The organism is Candidatus Galacturonatibacter soehngenii, from assembly GCF_008830185.1.
Lineage (GTDB): Bacteria > Bacillota > Clostridia > Lachnospirales > Lachnospiraceae > Lachnotalea > Lachnotalea soehngenii.
The window spans coordinates 95,168-113,931 of sequence record NZ_WAGX01000007.1 but is presented as its reverse complement, the minus strand read 5'-3'; the positions used below and the strand labels follow the sequence as shown (position 1 = coordinate 113,931).

Here is an 18,764-nt window from a genome sequence, read left to right as displayed (position 1 = left end):
GAAAAATGCGTTTGCTATTCATTCTTGGGAAATAAAAGACATGCACCTATTAATAATAAGAATAAACAGTTGATTTCGTACAATAATTTTAGTAGGAAATAACTAGAATTGGATTGACATTTCAACACAATTATGTTTAATATAAAATACATCTTAAATTTAACTAATTTTTAATTAATTATTTAACTATCACAAGGCATTAGTAGGAGGATTACTCATGACAAAGCAAACATTAAATGGGGACTGGAAAATCGAGAATATGCAAAGCGGCATTTTTTGTATCGGAACTGTTCCAGGAACAGTCATATCCGCTTTTTGCGAAAATAATATTTTTGAAGATCCATATTTTCGCACCAACGAATACATTGTTCGTGAAGCCATGAAAGACAACTATAAATTTACTAGATATTTTGATGTAGAAGAAGCTTGTTTTGAAAAGAAGCATATTGAGTTAGTATGTTACGGACTTGATACAATCGGTACTATTATTTTAAATGGCCACAATATAAAAAAAGTCAATAATATGCACAGAACCTGGAGAGTTTCTTGTAAAAAGCATTTAAAAAAGAATAACAACCTTATTGAAATTATTTTTAAATCCCCTATAAAACACATACAAGAATATCAACCTTCAAAAGGAAAAGAAATATCTTTTGTTTCAAGTGGAGTTATGGGTGGAAATCAATATATAAGAAAAGCACATTCTATGTTTGGATGGGATTGGGGACCACAGTTACCAGATATTGGAATCTGGCGCGATATAGAATTACAAGCATACAACGATATTCGTATGTGTGATGCTTTCATTAAACAAATACACGATGACCAAAAGGTCTATGTAAAAGTTACCGTTCCTTTTTTATGTGATGAAAACGCAAAACATTATGAGGTTAAAATATCAATTGAAAACCATGATGAACATCAGCAAGTTGTTCTGCCAGCAAATGAAACCATAACCCACACCTTTATTGTTAAAAACCCCAAGCTATGGTGGCCAAATGGATATGGAGATCAACCATTATACAAGATAAGTATTCAATGCCGAAAATCACAAGAAGAAATCGTTGAGGAAAAAGATTATACCATCGGATTAAGAACACTAACCATTAAGCAAGACAAAGATAAATGGGGTAATGAATTTGCCTTTTGTGTAAATGGAATTAAAATATTTACAAAGGGAGCTAATTACATACCAGAGGATTCTATTTATCCACACATTACCACTCAAAAATTGGATTATCTTACAGATTGCGCCATAAGAGCGAATTACAATTGCCTTAGAATATGGGGCGGCGGTTATTACCCTTCTGATTACTTCTATGATTTGTGCGATCGAAAAGGACTTATTATATGGCAAGACTTTATGTTTGCATGCAACATTTATGACTTAACAAAAGAATTTGAGGAAAACATTGTAGCAGAAGTATATGACAATGTGCAAAGATTACACCATCACGCATGCCTTGGTATGTGGTGCGGGAATAATGAAATTGAATCTGCCTGGGAAAACTGGGGTGGTTTTAAGGATCATTCAAAAAAATTACGAGCTGATTATATCAAATTATTTGAATATATATTGCCAAAGGCAATGCAGCAAAAAGATGATATGACTTTCTACTGGCCCTCTTCCCCATCCTCAGGAGGTTCCTTTGACAAACCAGATAGTTCGGATATTGGAGACGTACATTACTGGGAGGTATGGCATGGTCTAAAACCTTTTTCAGAATTCCAGAATCATTACTTTCGATTTTGTTCTGAATTTGGATTTCAATCATTCCCAGCTTTTAAAACCGTCAAAACCTATACTAGCAAAGAGGATTGGAATATTTTTTCCAAAGTAATGGAAAGTCATCAAAAAAACGATGCCGCAAACGGAAAAATTCTTTACTACCTATCAGAACTATTTTTGTATCCAAAGGATTTTGACAGTATGCTCTATATCAGCCAGATATTACAAGGTCTAGCCATTAAAGCCGGAGTAGAACATTGGAGAAATAATAGAGGACGGTGCATGGGCGCTTTATACTGGCAGATGAATGACAACTGGCCAGTAGCCTCTTGGTCAAGCATTGATTATTATGGTCGTTGGAAGGCACTCCATTATATGGCAAAGAAGTTCTACGCTCCTTTTAACGCAACCATTGTGCGTAAACATTACAATATAATGGTATATTTACAAAACGAAACCCTTCATATGCAAGACGCTACAATTACAATCAACCTAAAAACATTCGACTTTCATACCACTTATAGTAAAACACTAAAATGTACTGTCGATAGCTTAAGTGCAATACAAATTTATAATTTTAATTATGAAGATTTGGTAAAGGAAAAAGAAGAACAAGTATTTCTAGAGTGCATTGCCACCTTTGAAAACGGATATCAAATTAAGCAAACAGAAGTCTTTCTCCCTTATAAACATTTACATTTGCAAAAACCTGATTATTTTGTAAACATACAGGAATTCAATGAAGAAATTATAATTGAAGTCAAAACAAATACCTACGCACCATTTTTAGAATTAGATTTTATCAATTTAGATGCAATTTTTAGTGATAACTATTTTGATATTACTAGTGAAGAAGGAGCAAAAATAAGCATAGCAAAAGCGGATATCAAAGGTAATACAAAAGACATTGAGCAACTAAAACAAGAACTTACAACAAGAAGTCTTTATGACTCATTTATTTAGGAGGAGTAATAGAATGGGAATTCAATTTAGTAAAAGCAAAAAAATATTTAAGTTAGATACGTTGCATACAACTTATATGATAGGTCTAACAACAGAAGGATATGTCGGACACATGTATTACGGTACCCGTTTGCAAAATATCGGAGGAGAATATCTTCTTAGAACAGAGGAAGCACCCTTTACCCCTTCCAAAAACAAAAGAGAAAAATCATCTTTTCTTGATTTTTTCCCAATGGAGTACCCAACTGGCGGAATCGGTGACTATAGAGAAAGTTGTTTAAATGTAAGAAACGAAGACGGATGTCTGGGTTGTGAAATACACTATGTTACCCATTCCATTCAAAAAGGAAAGCCTTCTTTAAAAGGCTTACCCGCTTCTTTTGGTAGCGACGAAGATGTGATGACATTAGATATCACTTGTATCGATAACATATTACAATTAAAAGTTATACTATCTTATTCCGTCTTCGAAAAGCAAGACATTATAACCAGAAGCATACAAGTCATCAATCAAGGAAAAGAAAATCTTAAATTGGAAAAAGTATACAGTTCTTGCCTAGATTTAGATAATCAAAACTTTGAAATGATCACTCTTCACGGTTCTTGGGCAAGAGAGCGACATATTCAAAGAGGTAAAATAAGATACGGAAAGCAAATGGTATCTTCTGCAAGAGGTGAGTCAGGGCATCAAGAACATCCATTTATTGCACTTGTAACACCTGAAACCACGCAGGATTACGGAGAAGTATATGGTATGCACTTTGTTTACTCTGGGAACTTTATAGCCCAGGCAGAGCTTACACAGTTTGACTCTGTACGAATGGTTATGGGGATTCATCAAGAAGAATTTTGCTGGAATTTAACTCCCAAAAGCTCCTTTCAAGCTCCTGAAGTTGTATTAGTTTATTCAAATGAAGGTTTAGGGAAAATGACACGCTCCCTACATGATTTTTACAGGGAGCACATGATACGTAGTCCTTATAAACACAAAAAAAGACCTATTTTAATCAACAACTGGGAAGCAACATATTTTGATTTCAACACAGAAAAACTTCTTGCCATTGCAAAAGAGGCCAAAAAAGCAGGAATAGAAATGCTTGTGATGGATGACGGCTGGTTTGGAAAGCGAAATAGCGATAATTCTTCGTTAGGGGATTGGTTTGTCAATGAAGAAAAAATAACTTCAGGACTAAAATCACTTGTAGAGCAGGTCAATGAAATTGGACTAGAATTTGGAATCTGGTTTGAACCAGAGATGATTTCTCCTGATTCTAACTTATACAAGTCCCACCCTGAATGGGCTATCCAGATTCCAGGAAGAGAAGCAACTCAAAGTCGCGAACAATATGTACTTGATTTATCAAATCCTGTGGTTGTAAATTACACCTATGAAAGCGTAGCAAAAATATTAAGAAGCGCCCCTATTTCATATGTAAAGTGGGACATGAATCGACAACTTAGCGACCTTGGCAGTGCCTATTTAAACAAGGATTCTAAACAGGAATTATTTCATCGATATGTACTGGGTGTTTATCAACTACAAGAAATGCTCATTCATGAATTTCCTTATTTGTTATTAGAAAATTGCTCAGGAGGCGGTGCTAGATTTGATCCTGGGATGTTGTATTATAGCCCTCAAATCTGGTGTTCCGATGATACCGATGCAATTGAACGTTTAAAAATCCAAGAAGGAACTGCCCTTATTTATCCGCTATCCACGATAGGTGCTCATGTCAGTGACTGTCCAAATCATTCAGTCGGAAGAATCACGCCATTTGAAACAAGAGGGCATGTCGCCTTAGCTGGTACATTTGGTTATGAACTAGACATTACTAAAATCTCAGAAAAAGAGCGTGCTATGATTTCTAAACAGGTGGATATGTATCACAAATACCATGAATTGATTCGAGAGGGAGACTATTATCGCATTGCTTCCTGGTCAGAAAACCAACATTACGATTGTTGGGAAGTTGTATCCAAAGATAAAAAAGAAGCCTTGGTAACTTTTGTTCAAGTACTGGGAATACCAAACAGCCATAGCAGAAAAATAAAGTTAAAAGCACTTAATCCACATTCTTACTATCAACTTGAGGAAACAGGAGAAATTTTTTCTGGTGAGCTATTAGTATCGGCAGGATTTCTTATCAAAGGGATGTGGGGAGATTATCAAAGCAAGCTATATCATTTTATTGAAGTTGACAAATTTAGTTAAAATACTTATAATTTAAGTAATTATTAATCTTAATTAATCGAGAGGAATTACTATGAGTAAGGTACGATTGGCAGATATTGCTGAAAGGGTAGGGGTTAGTGTTGTAACGGTACATAATGCTTTATCAAGTCAAAAAGGGGTTAGCGAGGAATTGAGACAGCGGATTAAAAAAGAAGCTGAAGCAATGGGTTACCGCTCCTATAAAACTTCATATGAAAGCAAGGCCAATTACAAAAAAATAGGAGTTATCATAGCAGAAAATTATTTGGCACAATATGCAACTTTTTATTGGAAAATGTATCAAGAACTTACTATTGTGGCAAGTGAAAAAGGCTGTTTTACTATAATTGAAGTATTAAAAAAAGAAGAAGAAAAAAAGACCTTGGAAATGCCTAAAATAGTAACCGAGCAAAACATCGAAGGTTTGATTGTAATCGGGGAAATTGATAAACATTATATTGAAAAAATCAAAGAAACGTTGAATGCGCCAATGGTTTTTCTTGATTTTTACGACAAAGATCTTGCAGAAGATGCAGTAATTACAGATAACTTTTATGGTATGTATCTTTTAACGGAATATTTATTCAAAAATGGAATGAAAGACATCGGTTTTATAGGCTCTATTTATGAAACCAGCAGTATTATGGATCGTTACTGCGGATATATGAAATCCATGATAGAGCATAAAAAAACCATTCATCAGGAATGGGTCATTGCTGACCGTGATAAAATGGGACAAGTAGCATTTGATCTTCCCGAAAAACTTCCAGAGGCATTCGTATGTAACTGTGATTTAATAGCTGGAATGTTAATCTTAAAATTAAAGGAAAAAGGGTATCGCGTACCAGAAGATATTTCAGTTGTAGGGTTTGATAATTATTTATACCCTGGTTTTACAGATATGAAAATAACCACCTATGAAGTAAACACAAAAGCAATGACAAAAGTTGCGCTTGAAAAAGTACTAAAACAAATTAAAAATCCAAAATCAGGAAGAGGATTGGATATTGTATCTGGCCGCATGGTTATAAAGCAAAGCGTAAAAACAAAGTCAGGCGAAAATAGATAAATACACTTAACAAAAGAACTCTGAGGACACTCAGAGTTCTTTTGTTTGTTAACTTTAATTCTTAAAATTAATTTAAATACCACGTAAAATATAGTCATAATGCATAAAAAACTAAATTATATTTCGTTGTTTGTTAACAAATTAACGGATTTAATTAAATATTCATTGTATTTATAGTGTTTTTTTATTATAATTTAAGTGTATTTAGTTAAAATTAAGTAAAAAAGGAGAAGGGATTATGAAAATTGCGAAGTTGCTTAGTCAAGGACTTGTATTTTCCTTAGCATTGTCTTTTATAGCATGTGGGGGTGCTACTAAAAACAACCAGATATTTCTTGAAAATGCTACGCTAATACCTAATGCAAAGGCAATACAATTGGTAGATTCAAAAGCTGATGCTTCTACCGTGGGACTTTACCAGTATTTAAAGGCTGTGGGGGAGTCAGATCTGCTCTTGTATGGTCACATGGAAGATACTATATTGAAGGCGGGTTCTACACACCTTACAGAATCTGATACAAAGGATATGGTCGGGTCTATTTCTGCCATTGTTGGTTTTGACTGCGGCGATATGTTTAAGGGGTTTGCCTCAAGATATAATGAACGTCATCCTGCTTCAACAGTTCCTGATACGACCGAAGGGAATATAACAGCGGCAGCTCTATTTACCAATGATGCGATAAAAGAAGGAGCTATTGTTACTCTTTCTTCTCATATGCCTAATTTTTCTACTAGCAAGAAGCTGGAAGGAACCTTTGACAAAACCTATAACCAATTTGATTATTCATTGGCAGATTCTTATGTACTCACTGGTGATTGTATGAATCAAATTCTTCCAGGTGGACTTTATAACGAAAGTTTTCGTGGTCATCTGGATATGATCGCAGAATATGCAAGTCAGGTCAAAGGTAGCATTTTATTTCGTCCTTTTCACGAAAATACAGGTAGCTGGTTTTGGTGGGGAAAAGCGTTTTGCGACGCAGAGACTTATAAAAGTGTGTACAAATATACCGTTGAATACTTAAGAGATGAGAAAAATATCCACAATATTTTATATATATACGGACCAGGTTCAGAGGCTTCAACTGAGGAAGAGTACGAAGAACGTTATCCTGGTGATGAGTTTGTAGATATAGTTGGTTTTGATACATACGATTCTGATCCAGTGACGGACGAGGAAGGGTATACTTTCCAACAAAATCTAGAAGAGCTCGTAAAATTAACAGATTCTTTTGCAAAAAAACACAAGAAACTGATGGCAGTCACTGAGATTGGTATGTCATCTTCCGCTGGAGGTGGAATAAAGGAAACAGGCAACAAACGCCCGGAGTGGTTTACAGAAATTATGAACATTCTAACAAAACCCGAATATGACTGCTGTTATTTTATGGTATGGACGAACTATTCCAGAAACAGTAGCTTCTATACCCCTTATGTAGAGGAGATTAATAAGGATGGAACGCTAAAAGGGCATGAACTACTGGATCACTTTCTCTCTTTCCACCAAGATCCAAAAAGTGTTTTTGCAACAGACCAGTCAAAGGCAATGAAAATCATTACGGCAGGAAAAAGTAAGTTGCCAAAAGTAGAACCGTACAGCGATATCAGCGGATACGTTACGGCTCCAGTATCTAGACAACGAATTTTGGAAGAGACAAATCTTATGGCAAGAGTTAATCAGGAAATTTCAAGTGCAGAATTTCGGATATTAGGAAATGAAAAGGAAATTATACTTCCCGCAAAATTAGAAGGAAAACAAGTGACAGCCGTGTTAGATGAGGCATCACTTGAGGAAATTGGAAAAGCGCCTGGTGGTAAAATTGCTCTATATGCAGACAAAGAAAAACTTCATGAAATCATTGTAATGTATAATGTAGAACCTAAGCTAAATAATCCATATTTAGTCGATGATTTTGAAGATTATGCAGGGCTTGAAGACCTTTTGAGTACTAGTTGGATTATTAATAAGGATATCGGATGCGAACTAAGTTTGACTTTATCCAATCAGTTTGTCCATCAAGGGGACTTCGCACTAAAATTTGAATATAAGGAGACGAAGCATGGCTGGGCTGGTGCTGAAATCTCCAAAGAATCGGATTGGTCCGATTGTAATGCTCTGCAATTTTGGGTAAAACCAGACGGCTTAAATCAGAAAACCGTTATACAAATAAAGACAAAAGATGGTGGTGCTTACGAAGCATATCTTCAAGGATATCCAGAATACTCATCCTCTACAGATCCTATGCTTGTAACGCTTCCTTTTGACGAATTTGTTGATAAGAACGGTAGTGGCAGACTGAGCATTGAAAAAGCAAGCATGATATCTGGTATGGGTCTATGGGTAAATGCCATTCCAGCTTCAAAGGCTATTGATGAAAATGGATTTGTAAGGGGCATTCTGTATTATGATGATATTAAGGCTGTATATACAGCTGAGCGGAAACCGGTTTTTGAAAGAATAACTGAATAAAAGCATACAATGCTCTTTTAATTTAACATTCGAATATACTCTTGCACATTATCATAAGTAATCTTTTGATACGGCAAATAGATTGATTTATTTTCAATCAAATTTAACTCTTCTGGAAAATCCTGTTGTAGGGAAAGTGCAAAGGCCATTTCAACAATGGCTTTTGCCTGCCCTCTATAATCATTATATACCGTGCCTATCATTTCTTTCTTTTTCACACTTTCAAGTCCTCCCTGCACGCCATCCACTCCGACTACAAGCGGATAACTTTCAATATTACTGTTTTTGATTGCTTCCAGTGCTCCAAGTGCCATCTCATCATTATTGGATATCACCACTTCAATTTCTTCACCATATTTTTCTAACAAGGAGGTCATTTTTGTTATTGCCTGGGCTTTGTTCCAATTTGCTATCTCATTCCCTAACTTTTGAAGGGTATAACCTGCATTAACAACTGTTTTTACTGAATACTCCGTACGAACCAACGCATCTTGATGCCCTGGCTCTCCTTCGATAATCACATATTGTAATATACCGTCTTTGTTTTTATCAATGCTTTCAAAGTTTTTTTTGCACGCTTCAAGAATAATTTCTCCCTGCATCACTCCTGATTGCACTGCATCTGCACCTACATAATAAATCTTATCCCAACGCTCTAAATCTTCATTTACCAGTTCTCGATTAAAAAATATAATTGGGATATCCGCACTTTTTGCTTTATCAATTACCCCCGAGGCGTCTGTTCGATCTACCAAACCAACACAGACTACATTATAATTTTTATCTACGAAGCTTTCAATCTGATCATTTTGCGTAATTTGGCTTCCGCCCGCACTTTGAACATCAACAGTAATCGCAATTTTTTCCTCCATCTCTTTTTTCTTAGCCAATGATGAAACCTCTTGCATTAGCTCCGCAATATACGTGTCATATTCATCATAAATACTAACACCAATTTTGATATGCTTTACTTCATCGATGGACTTTTGATGCTTAAAAAACTGTTTTCCCCCTACATAGAAACATACAGACAGTAAAAGAACAACGATTACTCCTGCTATTTTCTTTCTGCTTTGCTTCATATTATTTTCTCCTTTTTCACTCGTCGTTAACGACAAAATGCTAACCCTCTTTATTACTTTACAAATGGAAAAAGTACATGTTGATTCTCTGGCAAATACAACGTTGTATCATCCACTACATGATATTTAATATAGTGAGACATCTTTTCCTTTTTGTAAGTCGTTCCATCCAATATACTTTTTACGCTAATGTATCCAATACTAAATTCATCCTGATAAACCAACGTTTTAACCTTACCATTATCGAGATAGTAAACTGCTTTATCAGAATTTGCAATCCCATATATCTTAACATTTTTATTGAGGTTTAGTGTAGCATCAATCACAGCCTCTAAAGAAGAATTATCTAAAGCGACCACGACATCCACAGCCTCTTGTGTCAGCTCTCGTTGAGCAAAAATAATTGCTCGATTTTCCCCTTTTTCGCTTCTCCAAAAAGTAAAATTATCAAATTTTTCTACTATCTTATTGTAAAACCCTTCATATCTAGCCTTTACACTGTCTCTTTGCTGATGATTCATAACAATTGCTATTTTAGCAATCTCATTTTCATGGTCAATCACTTCCATCGCAAGACTTTCTCCCATCTTATAATTATCAGCACTAACAAGAGCAATGTCTTGATTATCCACTCCTGATTCAACGCATAGAATTGGATATTTTTTTGAAGGCAATCGAATACTTGACAGATCCATGGAGCTATCATTTGCAGCTATAATGACAGCGTCTGCATGATTGTCAATCTCTCTTTGTATCAGTGAAAGCTGCTCTTCTTTGTCATGTTCTAAAGACATAAGAACATAGTTAACTTCTCCTTCATAATCCTTACCTGCTTGTTCCATTCCTTGTTTTAAGCTTTGCCAGCGATCAATATTATTTCCGTATAATATGACGGATATTTGTTTGGAACTCTTCGTTTGCTTTTCGCTATAGACTTGAGAGGAGATAATAAGAAACAAGCTTAGAAAGCAAACTCCTACCACAATCCAACTAACTCGTTTCATCCTTATTTTTCCTCCTTATATTCAACTTTTGGAAGATGAATAATTATTGTCGTTCCCTCATCTAACTCGCTTTGTATTTGTAGTCCATATTCTTTGCCAAAATACAACTGAATTCTTTGCTGTACATTTATTAGCCCAATACCAGAACCTCTTTTTCTAGCCCTATTATTGTCTGTCAAGAGAAGAGACTGTTCTTCAAACGGAATTCCCATTCCATTGTCGGATACTTCAATATAAATATCACCCTCTTCTTCATAACCTCGAATCGTTATCATCCCTTCATCTCTCATTGATTCTACACCATAATAAATCGCATTTTCCAAAAGAGGTTGTACAATCAGCTTAATGGTACTGTAATTCATAATCTGCGGATCAATGTCAAGCGTTACACTAAATTGGTCCTTGTAACGAACCTTTTGTATTTTCAAGTAATTCTTCGCATGTTCAATTTCATCTTTTATAGAAATGATATTTTTTCCTTTGCTTAAGCTGATTCGAAATAAGCTTGCAAGTGCCGTAACCATTGATATTGCTTCTGGATAACGTTCCGACTCTACCATCCATACAATAGAATCTAGCGTATTATATAAAAAATGAGGATTAATTTGAGATTGCAAGGCATCTAGCTCACTTTTTCTTTTTTCTTCTTGCTCTTTTACGATATCATCCATCAAATACTTCATTTGATTTACCATGGATGTAATGGTCTTACCAAGATGTTGAATCTCATGTGAACCTCCTGTATAAATATGAGAATTCAAATTACCGCTTTCCAAATCACGAACTGACTTTTCGAGCTTTCGAATGGGGTTTGTAACCTTTTGAGATATTAATATATTTCCAAAAATAATAACAATTACCGATACACCAAGAATAATCACTGTAAAAAACTTAAATTGGTTTAAATTAATTGCAATTTCCTTAATTGGTGTTACGCTTATGATTTTCCACCCAGTATAACCAACTGTCTTAACAACAACTGCTCTTTCTTCTTTTTGAAATGTCTCCATATGGGTTCCATCTTCATACTGCGCCGCTGTTTTATTGTTTTCCTCCATTAGATTCGTATAAATCATCTTTTGTCTTGGATGATAGATTAACTCTCCTTCGCTGTCTGTTAAATAAACATAGCCCTCGCCCTTTGCATTCACCTTTGAAAAGAGCTGTTCAATATCACTAAAGTTCATATCAACAAGTAAAATACCTCGGCTTGTATTGCCTTGATAGGTCAAGCTAACCACACGACTTAAGGATACCACCCAGTAATAACGAAAATTACTATCATCAAACAGTTCTTGAACATGTGGCTTTGAAAAATGCAAATTCTCGATTTTTCTGTTTGCTTGAATAAACCAATCTTGACTTTGAACCGATACATCTGTTTTCATAGTTGCAACTGGCGAAGCCGCAATCAGTTTCCCTGAATCATCAAAACAAGCAATACTGATTAGGTTATCCTTGTTTACTTCATATAAAAGAGCCATTTCTTTATCCATATCTTCAATCGCCAAATCCTTACTTTTAATTACACTATAATACATGGTATCTGAGATATTCATCATGTTTCTTATATAGGTATTTAGATTAAGGCTTGCTTGATCAATCAATTGCTTATTCTTTTGCGTTACAAGCTGTTTTGAATTTTCTATATATTTTTCATATAAGGTCAAACCAACAAAGCCCATACTTATAATTGCAATCGCAGTAAAAGAAATGGAAATAGTAAATTGTATACTTCTTCTTTGATAGGTTTTGGTAAGACGTCTAATTAGTTTATTGATTCTATCTTTCATTCTTCTCTACCTGATTTGCACGATATTTGGAAGGAGATACTCCGTATTCTTTTTTAAAGACATAACTAAAATAATTGGGCTCTGCATAACCGACTTGTCCAGCTATGGTGTATGCTTTTTCTGATGTTGAATTTAGTAGATGTAGCGCTTGCTCCATTCTAACTTTTGTTAGGTAATTGACAAATCCCATTCCCGTTTCCTTCTTAAAAATTGTAGAAAAATACGCTGCACTTACATTTAAAATACTGCAAATCATATCCACCGATAATTCTTGGTTGCTGTAGTTTTCATCAATATAGGCAATCGCTTTTTGTGTAATTAATTTGGCGGTATCGGTACGTTCTCTTCGTATTAACCTTCGAACCTTCATGCAAATACCTAGTAAAAAGCTTCCGATCTCATCTAATGTAGAAAATTTACTGATATCTTGATACCAATTAAAATCTTCACCCGCTATTTGCTCTACGTCTACTTCATAAACTCTTCCAAGTCTAATTAACTCAACAAATATTTCCATGATAGAAAGTTGCAGCTGGGAAATCGATATCTTAGAATACTTTACCTTTAGAATCAACTGGTTAATAGACTCTTGTAACTCCTCCTTACTACCAACCTTAATATCCTTCATAATGGTCTGCACTTCATTTTCATCTATACGAATGCGTTCTTCTGCCTTTGGCTCAATATCTTGAATGTAAATAGCTTGATTTGGTTCTACTAATATTTTGTACTCAAAGGCACTCTTTGCCGATTTATAAGAATGAGATAATCTAGCTAAGCTATTACAAGGTTGTCCAATCCCCGCAGAAGTATTTACATTTAACATCCTTGAGGTAATTTTACATATCTGATTCATGCCATTGATGAATTTGGATATATCCTTACTTTCCTCTAATAGGGCAATTACAATAACCCAATCCAGATAAATAAAACTTCGATAGGAAAATATACTCTCTAAATTTTCATCAACTATTTGCTTTTGAGAAACTGGAAGCAGATGAGAATACATTTCTTCTTGTCGGTTCTCCGTGGCATTTTCAAGATTAAGAGATTCCGAACGTATCACTGCTACCGCATAATAATTTGCATCTAGGTCACTATCATAAAGGTTTTTTAATTCCTCAATCTTATTCTCCTCTAACGTTCCTTCTAACAAGCTTCCCATAAATTGTTCTTTCATTATTGGAAGACTCTCATAATAGTAGTTCTTAAGCCTTTCTATATTACGCTTTTCCTCGATTTCTTCATCCAAACTTTTCTTAATTCGTTCAAATATTTGTTTCAACTTAACTGCATCAATTGGCTTTAAGATATATTCTTCGACCTCAAGCTGAATGGCTTCTCTTGCATATTCAAATTCATCGTAACCTGAAAATATAATAATCTTTGTATTCTTAGCAATACTTTTTAATTTTCTACACATCGTTAGACCATCCATAAATGGCATATGGATATCTGTCATAACCACATCAGGTCTAAGATTTTCTGCAAGTTCGAGGGCTTCTTCTCCATTTTCTGCATAAGCAATGACATGAAATCCTGCCTCTTCCCAATTTAGTTTTTTGATGATTGCCTGTCTCACTTCTTCCTCATCATCGACTAGCATTACACTATATTGACTCATGGTTCCCTCCGTTATTCACTCTTTCATATAACCCGTTTGTTATCATTATAATCAGATATTAATTTTGTGTAAATCCTATTTTATAATCTTTTATATACAAACAACTAGTAATTCTGAAAAAACAAAATTACTAGTTGCTATTATATCTTATAATTTATTACTTTATTATTTCTTATGCTTTTTTTCTCTTTGATAATACGTCAACGGTAACAGCACCTAATAAAACTATACCTTTTACTACCTTTTGAATATCCGTAGACCATCCAATTAGTGACATACCATTATTAAGAATACCCATAATAAAAGCACCAACTACAGCTCCCATGATAGTTCCTACACCACCAGCCGCTGCTGCACCGCCAATATAACAAGAACCAATTGCATCAAGCTCAAAGCCATCACCTGCTTTTGGTGTTGCAGATGCATTACGTGCTGATAATACGATACCTGCTACTGCTGCTAAGATACCCATATTGGTATAAACCCAGAAGAAAACTTTTCTTGTATCAATACCAGAAAGTCTTGCTGCTTTCGCATTACCTCCTAGTGCATAGATTTGACGTCCTGCTACAGTCTTACTTGTTACAAAATGATATACTCCTACCAAAACTCCCATTAATAACAGTACATATGGAATTCCGTTATAAGTAGCAATCTTGAAAAAGAAAAACCATATAATTGCTAAAATTACTACAATTTTTAATACTACCTGCCAAGTTGGGTTGGTGGCAAAACCATACTTTTTCTTGGTGTTAATATTTTTTATTTCGGATAAAATAAGTAGTATACTTGCAATCGTAGCAACAAGAATACAGATTAAATCAATGGTTCCATTTCCAAACGGTACTTTAATGGTTGGTAAAAATCCAGCACCTACCCATGTATAATCAGGCTGTAATGGTCCTTTTGTCTGCGCTTTTAATATCGTGTAAGTTAGACCACGCCCCATAAGCATGGTAGCAAGTGTTACAACAAATGGCGGAATATCTAAATAAGCAACAAAGAATCCTACGAAGATACCAGAGATTAATCCCACTGCCAAAGCTGCTAGAAATGCAACTGGCACAGGAAGCTTCATATCAATGGTTAAAATCGCTGCAGCGGCACCACTTAATGCTACAACGGAACCTACCCCTAAATCAATATTACCTGTCAATACACATAAAAGCATACCAACTGCTAAGATAACAACATAACCATTTTGCATGATTAAATTATTGATGTTTGTTGCAGAAGCATTTTTGCCACCTGATAACACATAAAAAAGTAAGAATATTGCAATTAAAGCAATTACCATACCATATTGTTTCATATCCAAATTGACTGTTTTTTTATTCTCCATCTTTATTCTCCTTCCCATTGTGCTGCATAATACATTTCATGATTTTTTCTTGTGTTACTTCTTCTTTTGATAATTCTCCTGCTATTTTTCCTTCGTTAATGACATAAATTCGATCGCAGGTACCGATGACTTCCGGCATTTCAGAGGAAATAACTATGACTGCCTTTCCTGATTTGGCAAGGTCATTAATTGCACAATAGATTTCATACTTTGCTCCTACATCGATTCCTCTTGTAGGTTCGTCTAGAATGAGAACATCAGGCTCTGTCAGCATCCATTTTGCAAGCACTACCTTTTGTTGGTTACCACCAGACAAAGAACCTACCGTCTGGTCGATGGAATGTGCTTTTACATTCATTAGCTTCTTATATTTTTCTGCGGCTACGATTTCTTCACTGCTGTTTACTACACCATTTTTAGAAAAGAAATTGCGAAGTGCAGCCATTGTCATATTTCGTTTGATATCATCAATCAGCACCAAACCATAGTTTTTTCGATCTTCAGAGGTATAGGCTATTTTATGATTGATTGCATCTTTCACTGTTTTAATATGAACCTCTTTTCCATGAATTTTGATACTTCCTGAAATCTTTTGTCCATATGATTTACCAAAAATACTCATTGCAAGCTCAGTTCTTCCAGCTCCCATAAGCCCTGCAAACCCAACCACTTCACCTGCTTTTACGTGAAACGATATGTTTTTAATCATTTGTCGCTGTGCATCATCTGGGTGGTAAACATTCCAATCCTTTACCTCCATAATAACGTCACCAATTTTACAATCTGTTCGTTCTGGATAGCGATTCTTTAATTCACGTCCAACCATACCTTTAATAATGCGGTCTTCTGTAAATTCATCTTTTCCCTTTACGAGTGTTTCAATCGTTTTACCATCTCGAATCACCGTAATCGCATCTGCTACATAACTAATTTCATTTAATTTATGTGAAATAATAATACATGTAATTCCTTGTTTTTTTAGCTCTAGCATGATTTCTAGAAGCTTTTTACTTTCTTCATCATTTAGTGCCGCTGTCGGCTCATCAAGAATTAATAATTCAACTTTCTTTGCCATTGCTTTGGCTATTTCAATTAATTGCTGTTTTCCAACACCTAAAGAATTGATAGGTGCGTTAATATCTTCATTTTCAAGACCAACCTTTGCAAGCATTTCCTTTGCTCTTGTTCTAGTCTTCGTCCAATCAATAACTCCCTTAAAGGATTTTTGCTCATTTCCCATAAAAACATTTTCTGCTACTGTTAAATAAGGACTCAGTGCAAGCTCTTGGTGGATGATAACTATACCCTTTTGCTCGCTGTCTTTAACATTGTGAAATTGTCCTACTTCTCCATTGTATCGTATCTCGCCCGAATAAGATCCGTAAGGATAGATACCAGATAAAACGTTCATAAGTGTTGATTTACCAGCTCCATTTTCACCACACAATGCATGAATCTGCCCACGCTTTACTTGAAGATTTACGTCGTCAAGGGCTTTTACACCAGAGAATTCTTTGGTGATATGACTCATTTCCAAGATGATATCAGACATATTTTTCAACTCCTTCTCTAAGCTTTTTAGCTTAAAACAGGTGGCAGCCGCATGCCGCCACCTATATTTAAATATCTCGTAGATAAATTACTCTGCTAATTGTTCTTCTGTATAATATCCACCATCAACAATTATTTCTTTATAATTGTCTTTATCTACTGCAACTGGTGTACAAAGGTATGAAGGAACTGTAATTACGTTGTTGTTATATTGTTCTTTGTCGTTAATTTCTGGTGTTGTTCCTTCTAAAACGGCTTGAACCATCGTTACACACTTGTCAGCAAGTACACGAGTGTCTTTATAGATTGACATAGTCTGATAACCTGAAATAATGTTCTTTGTAGCCATAAGCTCTGCATCCTGACCTGTAATAATTGGCCAGTCTTTATCCACTGAATATCCTGCACCTTCTAATGCTGCACGAACACCATATGCAAAACCGTCAAATACGGTACAAGCAATGTCAAGTTTTTCGTCTGCATAATAGCCTGATAAGTAGTTTTCACACCATTGTTGTGCTGTTTCTTGTGACCATCTAAGGATTGCTGTATCTTCAAATTTAGTTCTTCCTGTTTTGCAAACCAAAGTACCATCATCTAAGTATGGTTGTAAGATTTCCATTACACCATTGTAGAAAAATACTGCATTGTTATCATCTGGTGAACCCATAAAGAATTCAATTGTGTAAGATTTGCCTTGTGCTTTCGCATTTTTTAAATCTTTCTTTTCTTCGATATATTTACCAATTGCAGTACCAACGGCTTTGTTATCAAAGGTTGCATAGTAAGAAACTGCATCTGTATCCATGAGTAATCGATCATATGCAATTACTGGAATATTATTGTCTTTTGCTTGTTTTAAAACATTAACCAATGCTGTGGAGTCAACAGAAGCAACAACCAAACAATCTGCTCCATTTGCAATTAAGTTTTCAATTTGAGAAACCTGCTGCTGAACATCATCTTCTGCGTACTGCATATCAACTTCATAGCCAAGTGCTTCTAGTCTTGATTTCATATTCGCGCCATCGTTAATCCAACGCTCAGATGACTGTGTTGGCATCGCTACGCCAACTTTTTTACCGCTTGACTCAGCTTTTTGTGTTTCTGTTGCAGCTGAATCTTCTTTTGTTTCGGTAGCTGATTCTGTTTTAGCAGGAGCGTTCTCCGTTGTTTGAGTGGATGAACTTCCACAACCTGCTAACAAAGTTGCTGCCATTGTCGCACATAACAATGTGCTAATAATTTTCTTTTTCATACTTAAAAATCCTCCTTAACAATTTGTTTTTAAATATCTCCCTTACTGCTACGAGAACAGTATAACAAACAAAATATACATATTACATACAATATTCTTTTATGTTCTATAAAATTTATTTGCTAATTGTACATATTATACATTCTGTATTGTGTTTTTTTATTTATATTATACAAACACACTTTTTGCTTCATGCTTTTTTATTGTGTGATTCTATGTTAGCTGTTTTTCTTGTATAAAAAAAGTAGCTACAATGTAAAAACACTTGCAACCACTTTTTCGCTAACTTTTACTTTTCTTCTTCATCCTTTTTGTCACTATCCAAACTTATTGTTTCTTGAAGTTCATTCTCTTCGCCCTTATCATATTCACCTTTTATAAATGATTTTAAAGAAAATATGATTGCCAATCCTCCTACGATTGAAAATACTGCAACAATTGCAATCCAAAAAATCATTTCTTTTGTATCTGGTGCTTTTTGAATGGCAGGTATTAGGGTATAGGCTAGATATAATAAATAAGCTCCAATCAAACCACGAATTCCTAAGCTTGCAGGTGTTACACTTTTTTTCTTAAACATATGAATGCCTCCATCAGTGCTATTTTTTCTAGGGTGTCCCAGTTTTCACTAACCATTTTTAATGGTTTCTATTATAACATGTTTGTT

Annotated in this window: 12 protein-coding genes; 4 read left to right on the top strand and 8 right to left on the bottom strand. The window is 35.0% G+C overall.

What is annotated here, in order from left to right:
- Positions 1 to 217: 217 nt before the first annotated feature.
- The 4 genes from F7O84_RS15285 to F7O84_RS15270 all read left to right on the top strand — a co-directional run bounded on the left by F7O84_RS15285 (position 218) and on the right by F7O84_RS15270 (position 8,443).
- On the top strand, positions 218 to 2,692 hold the full coding sequence (locus F7O84_RS15285) for a beta-mannosidase (RefSeq protein WP_151147228.1): 2,475 nt from the start codon (positions 218 to 220) through the stop codon (positions 2,690 to 2,692).
- Between the two features lie 13 nt (positions 2,693 to 2,705).
- Positions 2,706 to 4,904, top strand: a complete 2,199-nt coding sequence (locus tag F7O84_RS15280; RefSeq protein WP_151147225.1) for an alpha-galactosidase — start codon at positions 2,706 to 2,708, stop codon at positions 4,902 to 4,904.
- A gap of 52 nt (positions 4,905 to 4,956) precedes the next feature.
- Entirely contained in the window at positions 4,957 to 5,973 is a 1,017-nt protein-coding gene (locus tag F7O84_RS15275) for a LacI family DNA-binding transcriptional regulator (RefSeq protein WP_151147222.1), read from the top strand.
- Positions 5,974 to 6,211: 238 nt separating this feature from the next.
- On the top strand, positions 6,212 to 8,443 hold the full coding sequence (locus tag F7O84_RS15270) for a glycosyl hydrolase (RefSeq protein WP_151147221.1): 2,232 nt from the start codon (positions 6,212 to 6,214) through the stop codon (positions 8,441 to 8,443).
- A 17-nt stretch (positions 8,444 to 8,460) separates the two neighbouring features.
- Here the strand turns inward: F7O84_RS15270 and F7O84_RS15265 are convergent, their stop codons facing one another.
- The 8 genes from F7O84_RS15265 to F7O84_RS15230 all read right to left on the bottom strand — a co-directional run bounded on the left by F7O84_RS15265 (position 8,461) and on the right by F7O84_RS15230 (position 18,677).
- On the bottom strand, positions 8,461 to 9,525 hold the full coding sequence (locus F7O84_RS15265) for a galactose ABC transporter substrate-binding protein (RefSeq protein WP_151147218.1): 1,065 nt from the start codon (positions 9,523 to 9,525) through the stop codon (positions 8,461 to 8,463).
- A gap of 53 nt (positions 9,526 to 9,578) precedes the next feature.
- Positions 9,579 to 10,529 carry a substrate-binding domain-containing protein gene (locus F7O84_RS15260; protein ID WP_151147215.1) on the bottom strand — a complete coding sequence of 317 codons (951 nt, stop codon included), beginning with the start codon at positions 10,527 to 10,529 and terminating at the stop codon, positions 9,579 to 9,581.
- A gap of 2 nt (positions 10,530 to 10,531) precedes the next feature.
- Positions 10,532 to 12,322, bottom strand: a complete 1,791-nt coding sequence (locus F7O84_RS15255; RefSeq protein ID WP_151147213.1) for a sensor histidine kinase — start codon at positions 12,320 to 12,322, stop codon at positions 10,532 to 10,534.
- Positions 12,312 to 13,946 (bottom strand): response regulator, encoded by a 1,635-nt coding sequence (locus tag F7O84_RS15250; RefSeq protein WP_151147210.1) that lies wholly within the window; start codon positions 13,944 to 13,946, stop codon positions 12,312 to 12,314. The genes F7O84_RS15255 and F7O84_RS15250 overlap by 11 nt, the downstream gene beginning before the upstream one ends.
- Before the next feature lie 172 nt (positions 13,947 to 14,118).
- Complete coding sequence (mmsB, locus tag F7O84_RS15245) at positions 14,119 to 15,288, bottom strand: multiple monosaccharide ABC transporter permease (RefSeq protein ID WP_151147208.1); 1,170 nt, start codon at positions 15,286 to 15,288, stop codon at positions 14,119 to 14,121.
- A complete protein-coding gene (mmsA, locus tag F7O84_RS15240) occupies positions 15,278 to 16,840 on the bottom strand; it encodes a multiple monosaccharide ABC transporter ATP-binding protein (protein WP_151147205.1) in 1,563 nt (520 codons plus the stop codon). Before mmsA ends, mmsB begins: the two co-directional genes overlap by 11 nt.
- 87 nt (positions 16,841 to 16,927) lie before the next feature.
- Entirely contained in the window at positions 16,928 to 18,097 is a 1,170-nt protein-coding gene (gene chvE, locus F7O84_RS15235; protein ID WP_151147202.1) for a multiple monosaccharide ABC transporter substrate-binding protein, read from the bottom strand.
- 289 nt (positions 18,098 to 18,386) lie between these two features.
- Positions 18,387 to 18,677 (bottom strand): rhomboid family protein, encoded by a 291-nt coding sequence (locus tag F7O84_RS15230; protein ID WP_151147199.1) that lies wholly within the window; start codon positions 18,675 to 18,677, stop codon positions 18,387 to 18,389.
- Between the last annotated feature and the right edge of the window lie 87 nt (positions 18,678 to 18,764).

Excerpts from the sequence above, each read along its gene's own strand:
- F7O84_RS15285 (WP_151147228.1), top strand. The coding sequence starts at position 218 with ATGACAAAGCAAACATTAAATGGGGACTGGAAAATCGAGAATATGCAA.
- F7O84_RS15280 (WP_151147225.1), top strand. The coding sequence starts at position 2,706 with ATGGGAATTCAATTTAGTAAAAGCAAAAAAATATTTAAGTTAGATACG.
- F7O84_RS15275 (WP_151147222.1), top strand. The coding sequence starts at position 4,957 with ATGAGTAAGGTACGATTGGCAGATATTGCTGAAAGGGTAGGGGTTAGT.
- F7O84_RS15270 (WP_151147221.1), top strand. The coding sequence starts at position 6,212 with ATGAAAATTGCGAAGTTGCTTAGTCAAGGACTTGTATTTTCCTTAGCA.
- F7O84_RS15265 (WP_151147218.1), bottom strand. The coding sequence starts at position 9,525 with ATGAAGCAAAGCAGAAAGAAAATAGCAGGAGTAATCGTTGTTCTTTTA.
- F7O84_RS15260 (WP_151147215.1), bottom strand. The coding sequence starts at position 10,529 with ATGAAACGAGTTAGTTGGATTGTGGTAGGAGTTTGCTTTCTAAGCTTG.
- F7O84_RS15255 (WP_151147213.1), bottom strand. The coding sequence starts at position 12,322 with ATGAAAGATAGAATCAATAAACTAATTAGACGTCTTACCAAAACCTAT.
- F7O84_RS15250 (WP_151147210.1), bottom strand. The coding sequence starts at position 13,946 with ATGAGTCAATATAGTGTAATGCTAGTCGATGATGAGGAAGAAGTGAGA.
- mmsB (WP_151147208.1), bottom strand. The coding sequence starts at position 15,288 with ATGGAGAATAAAAAAACAGTCAATTTGGATATGAAACAATATGGTATG.
- mmsA (WP_151147205.1), bottom strand. The coding sequence starts at position 16,840 with ATGTCTGATATCATCTTGGAAATGAGTCATATCACCAAAGAATTCTCT.
- chvE (WP_151147202.1), bottom strand. The coding sequence starts at position 18,097 with ATGAAAAAGAAAATTATTAGCACATTGTTATGTGCGACAATGGCAGCA.
- F7O84_RS15230 (WP_151147199.1), bottom strand. The coding sequence starts at position 18,677 with ATGTTTAAGAAAAAAAGTGTAACACCTGCAAGCTTAGGAATTCGTGGT.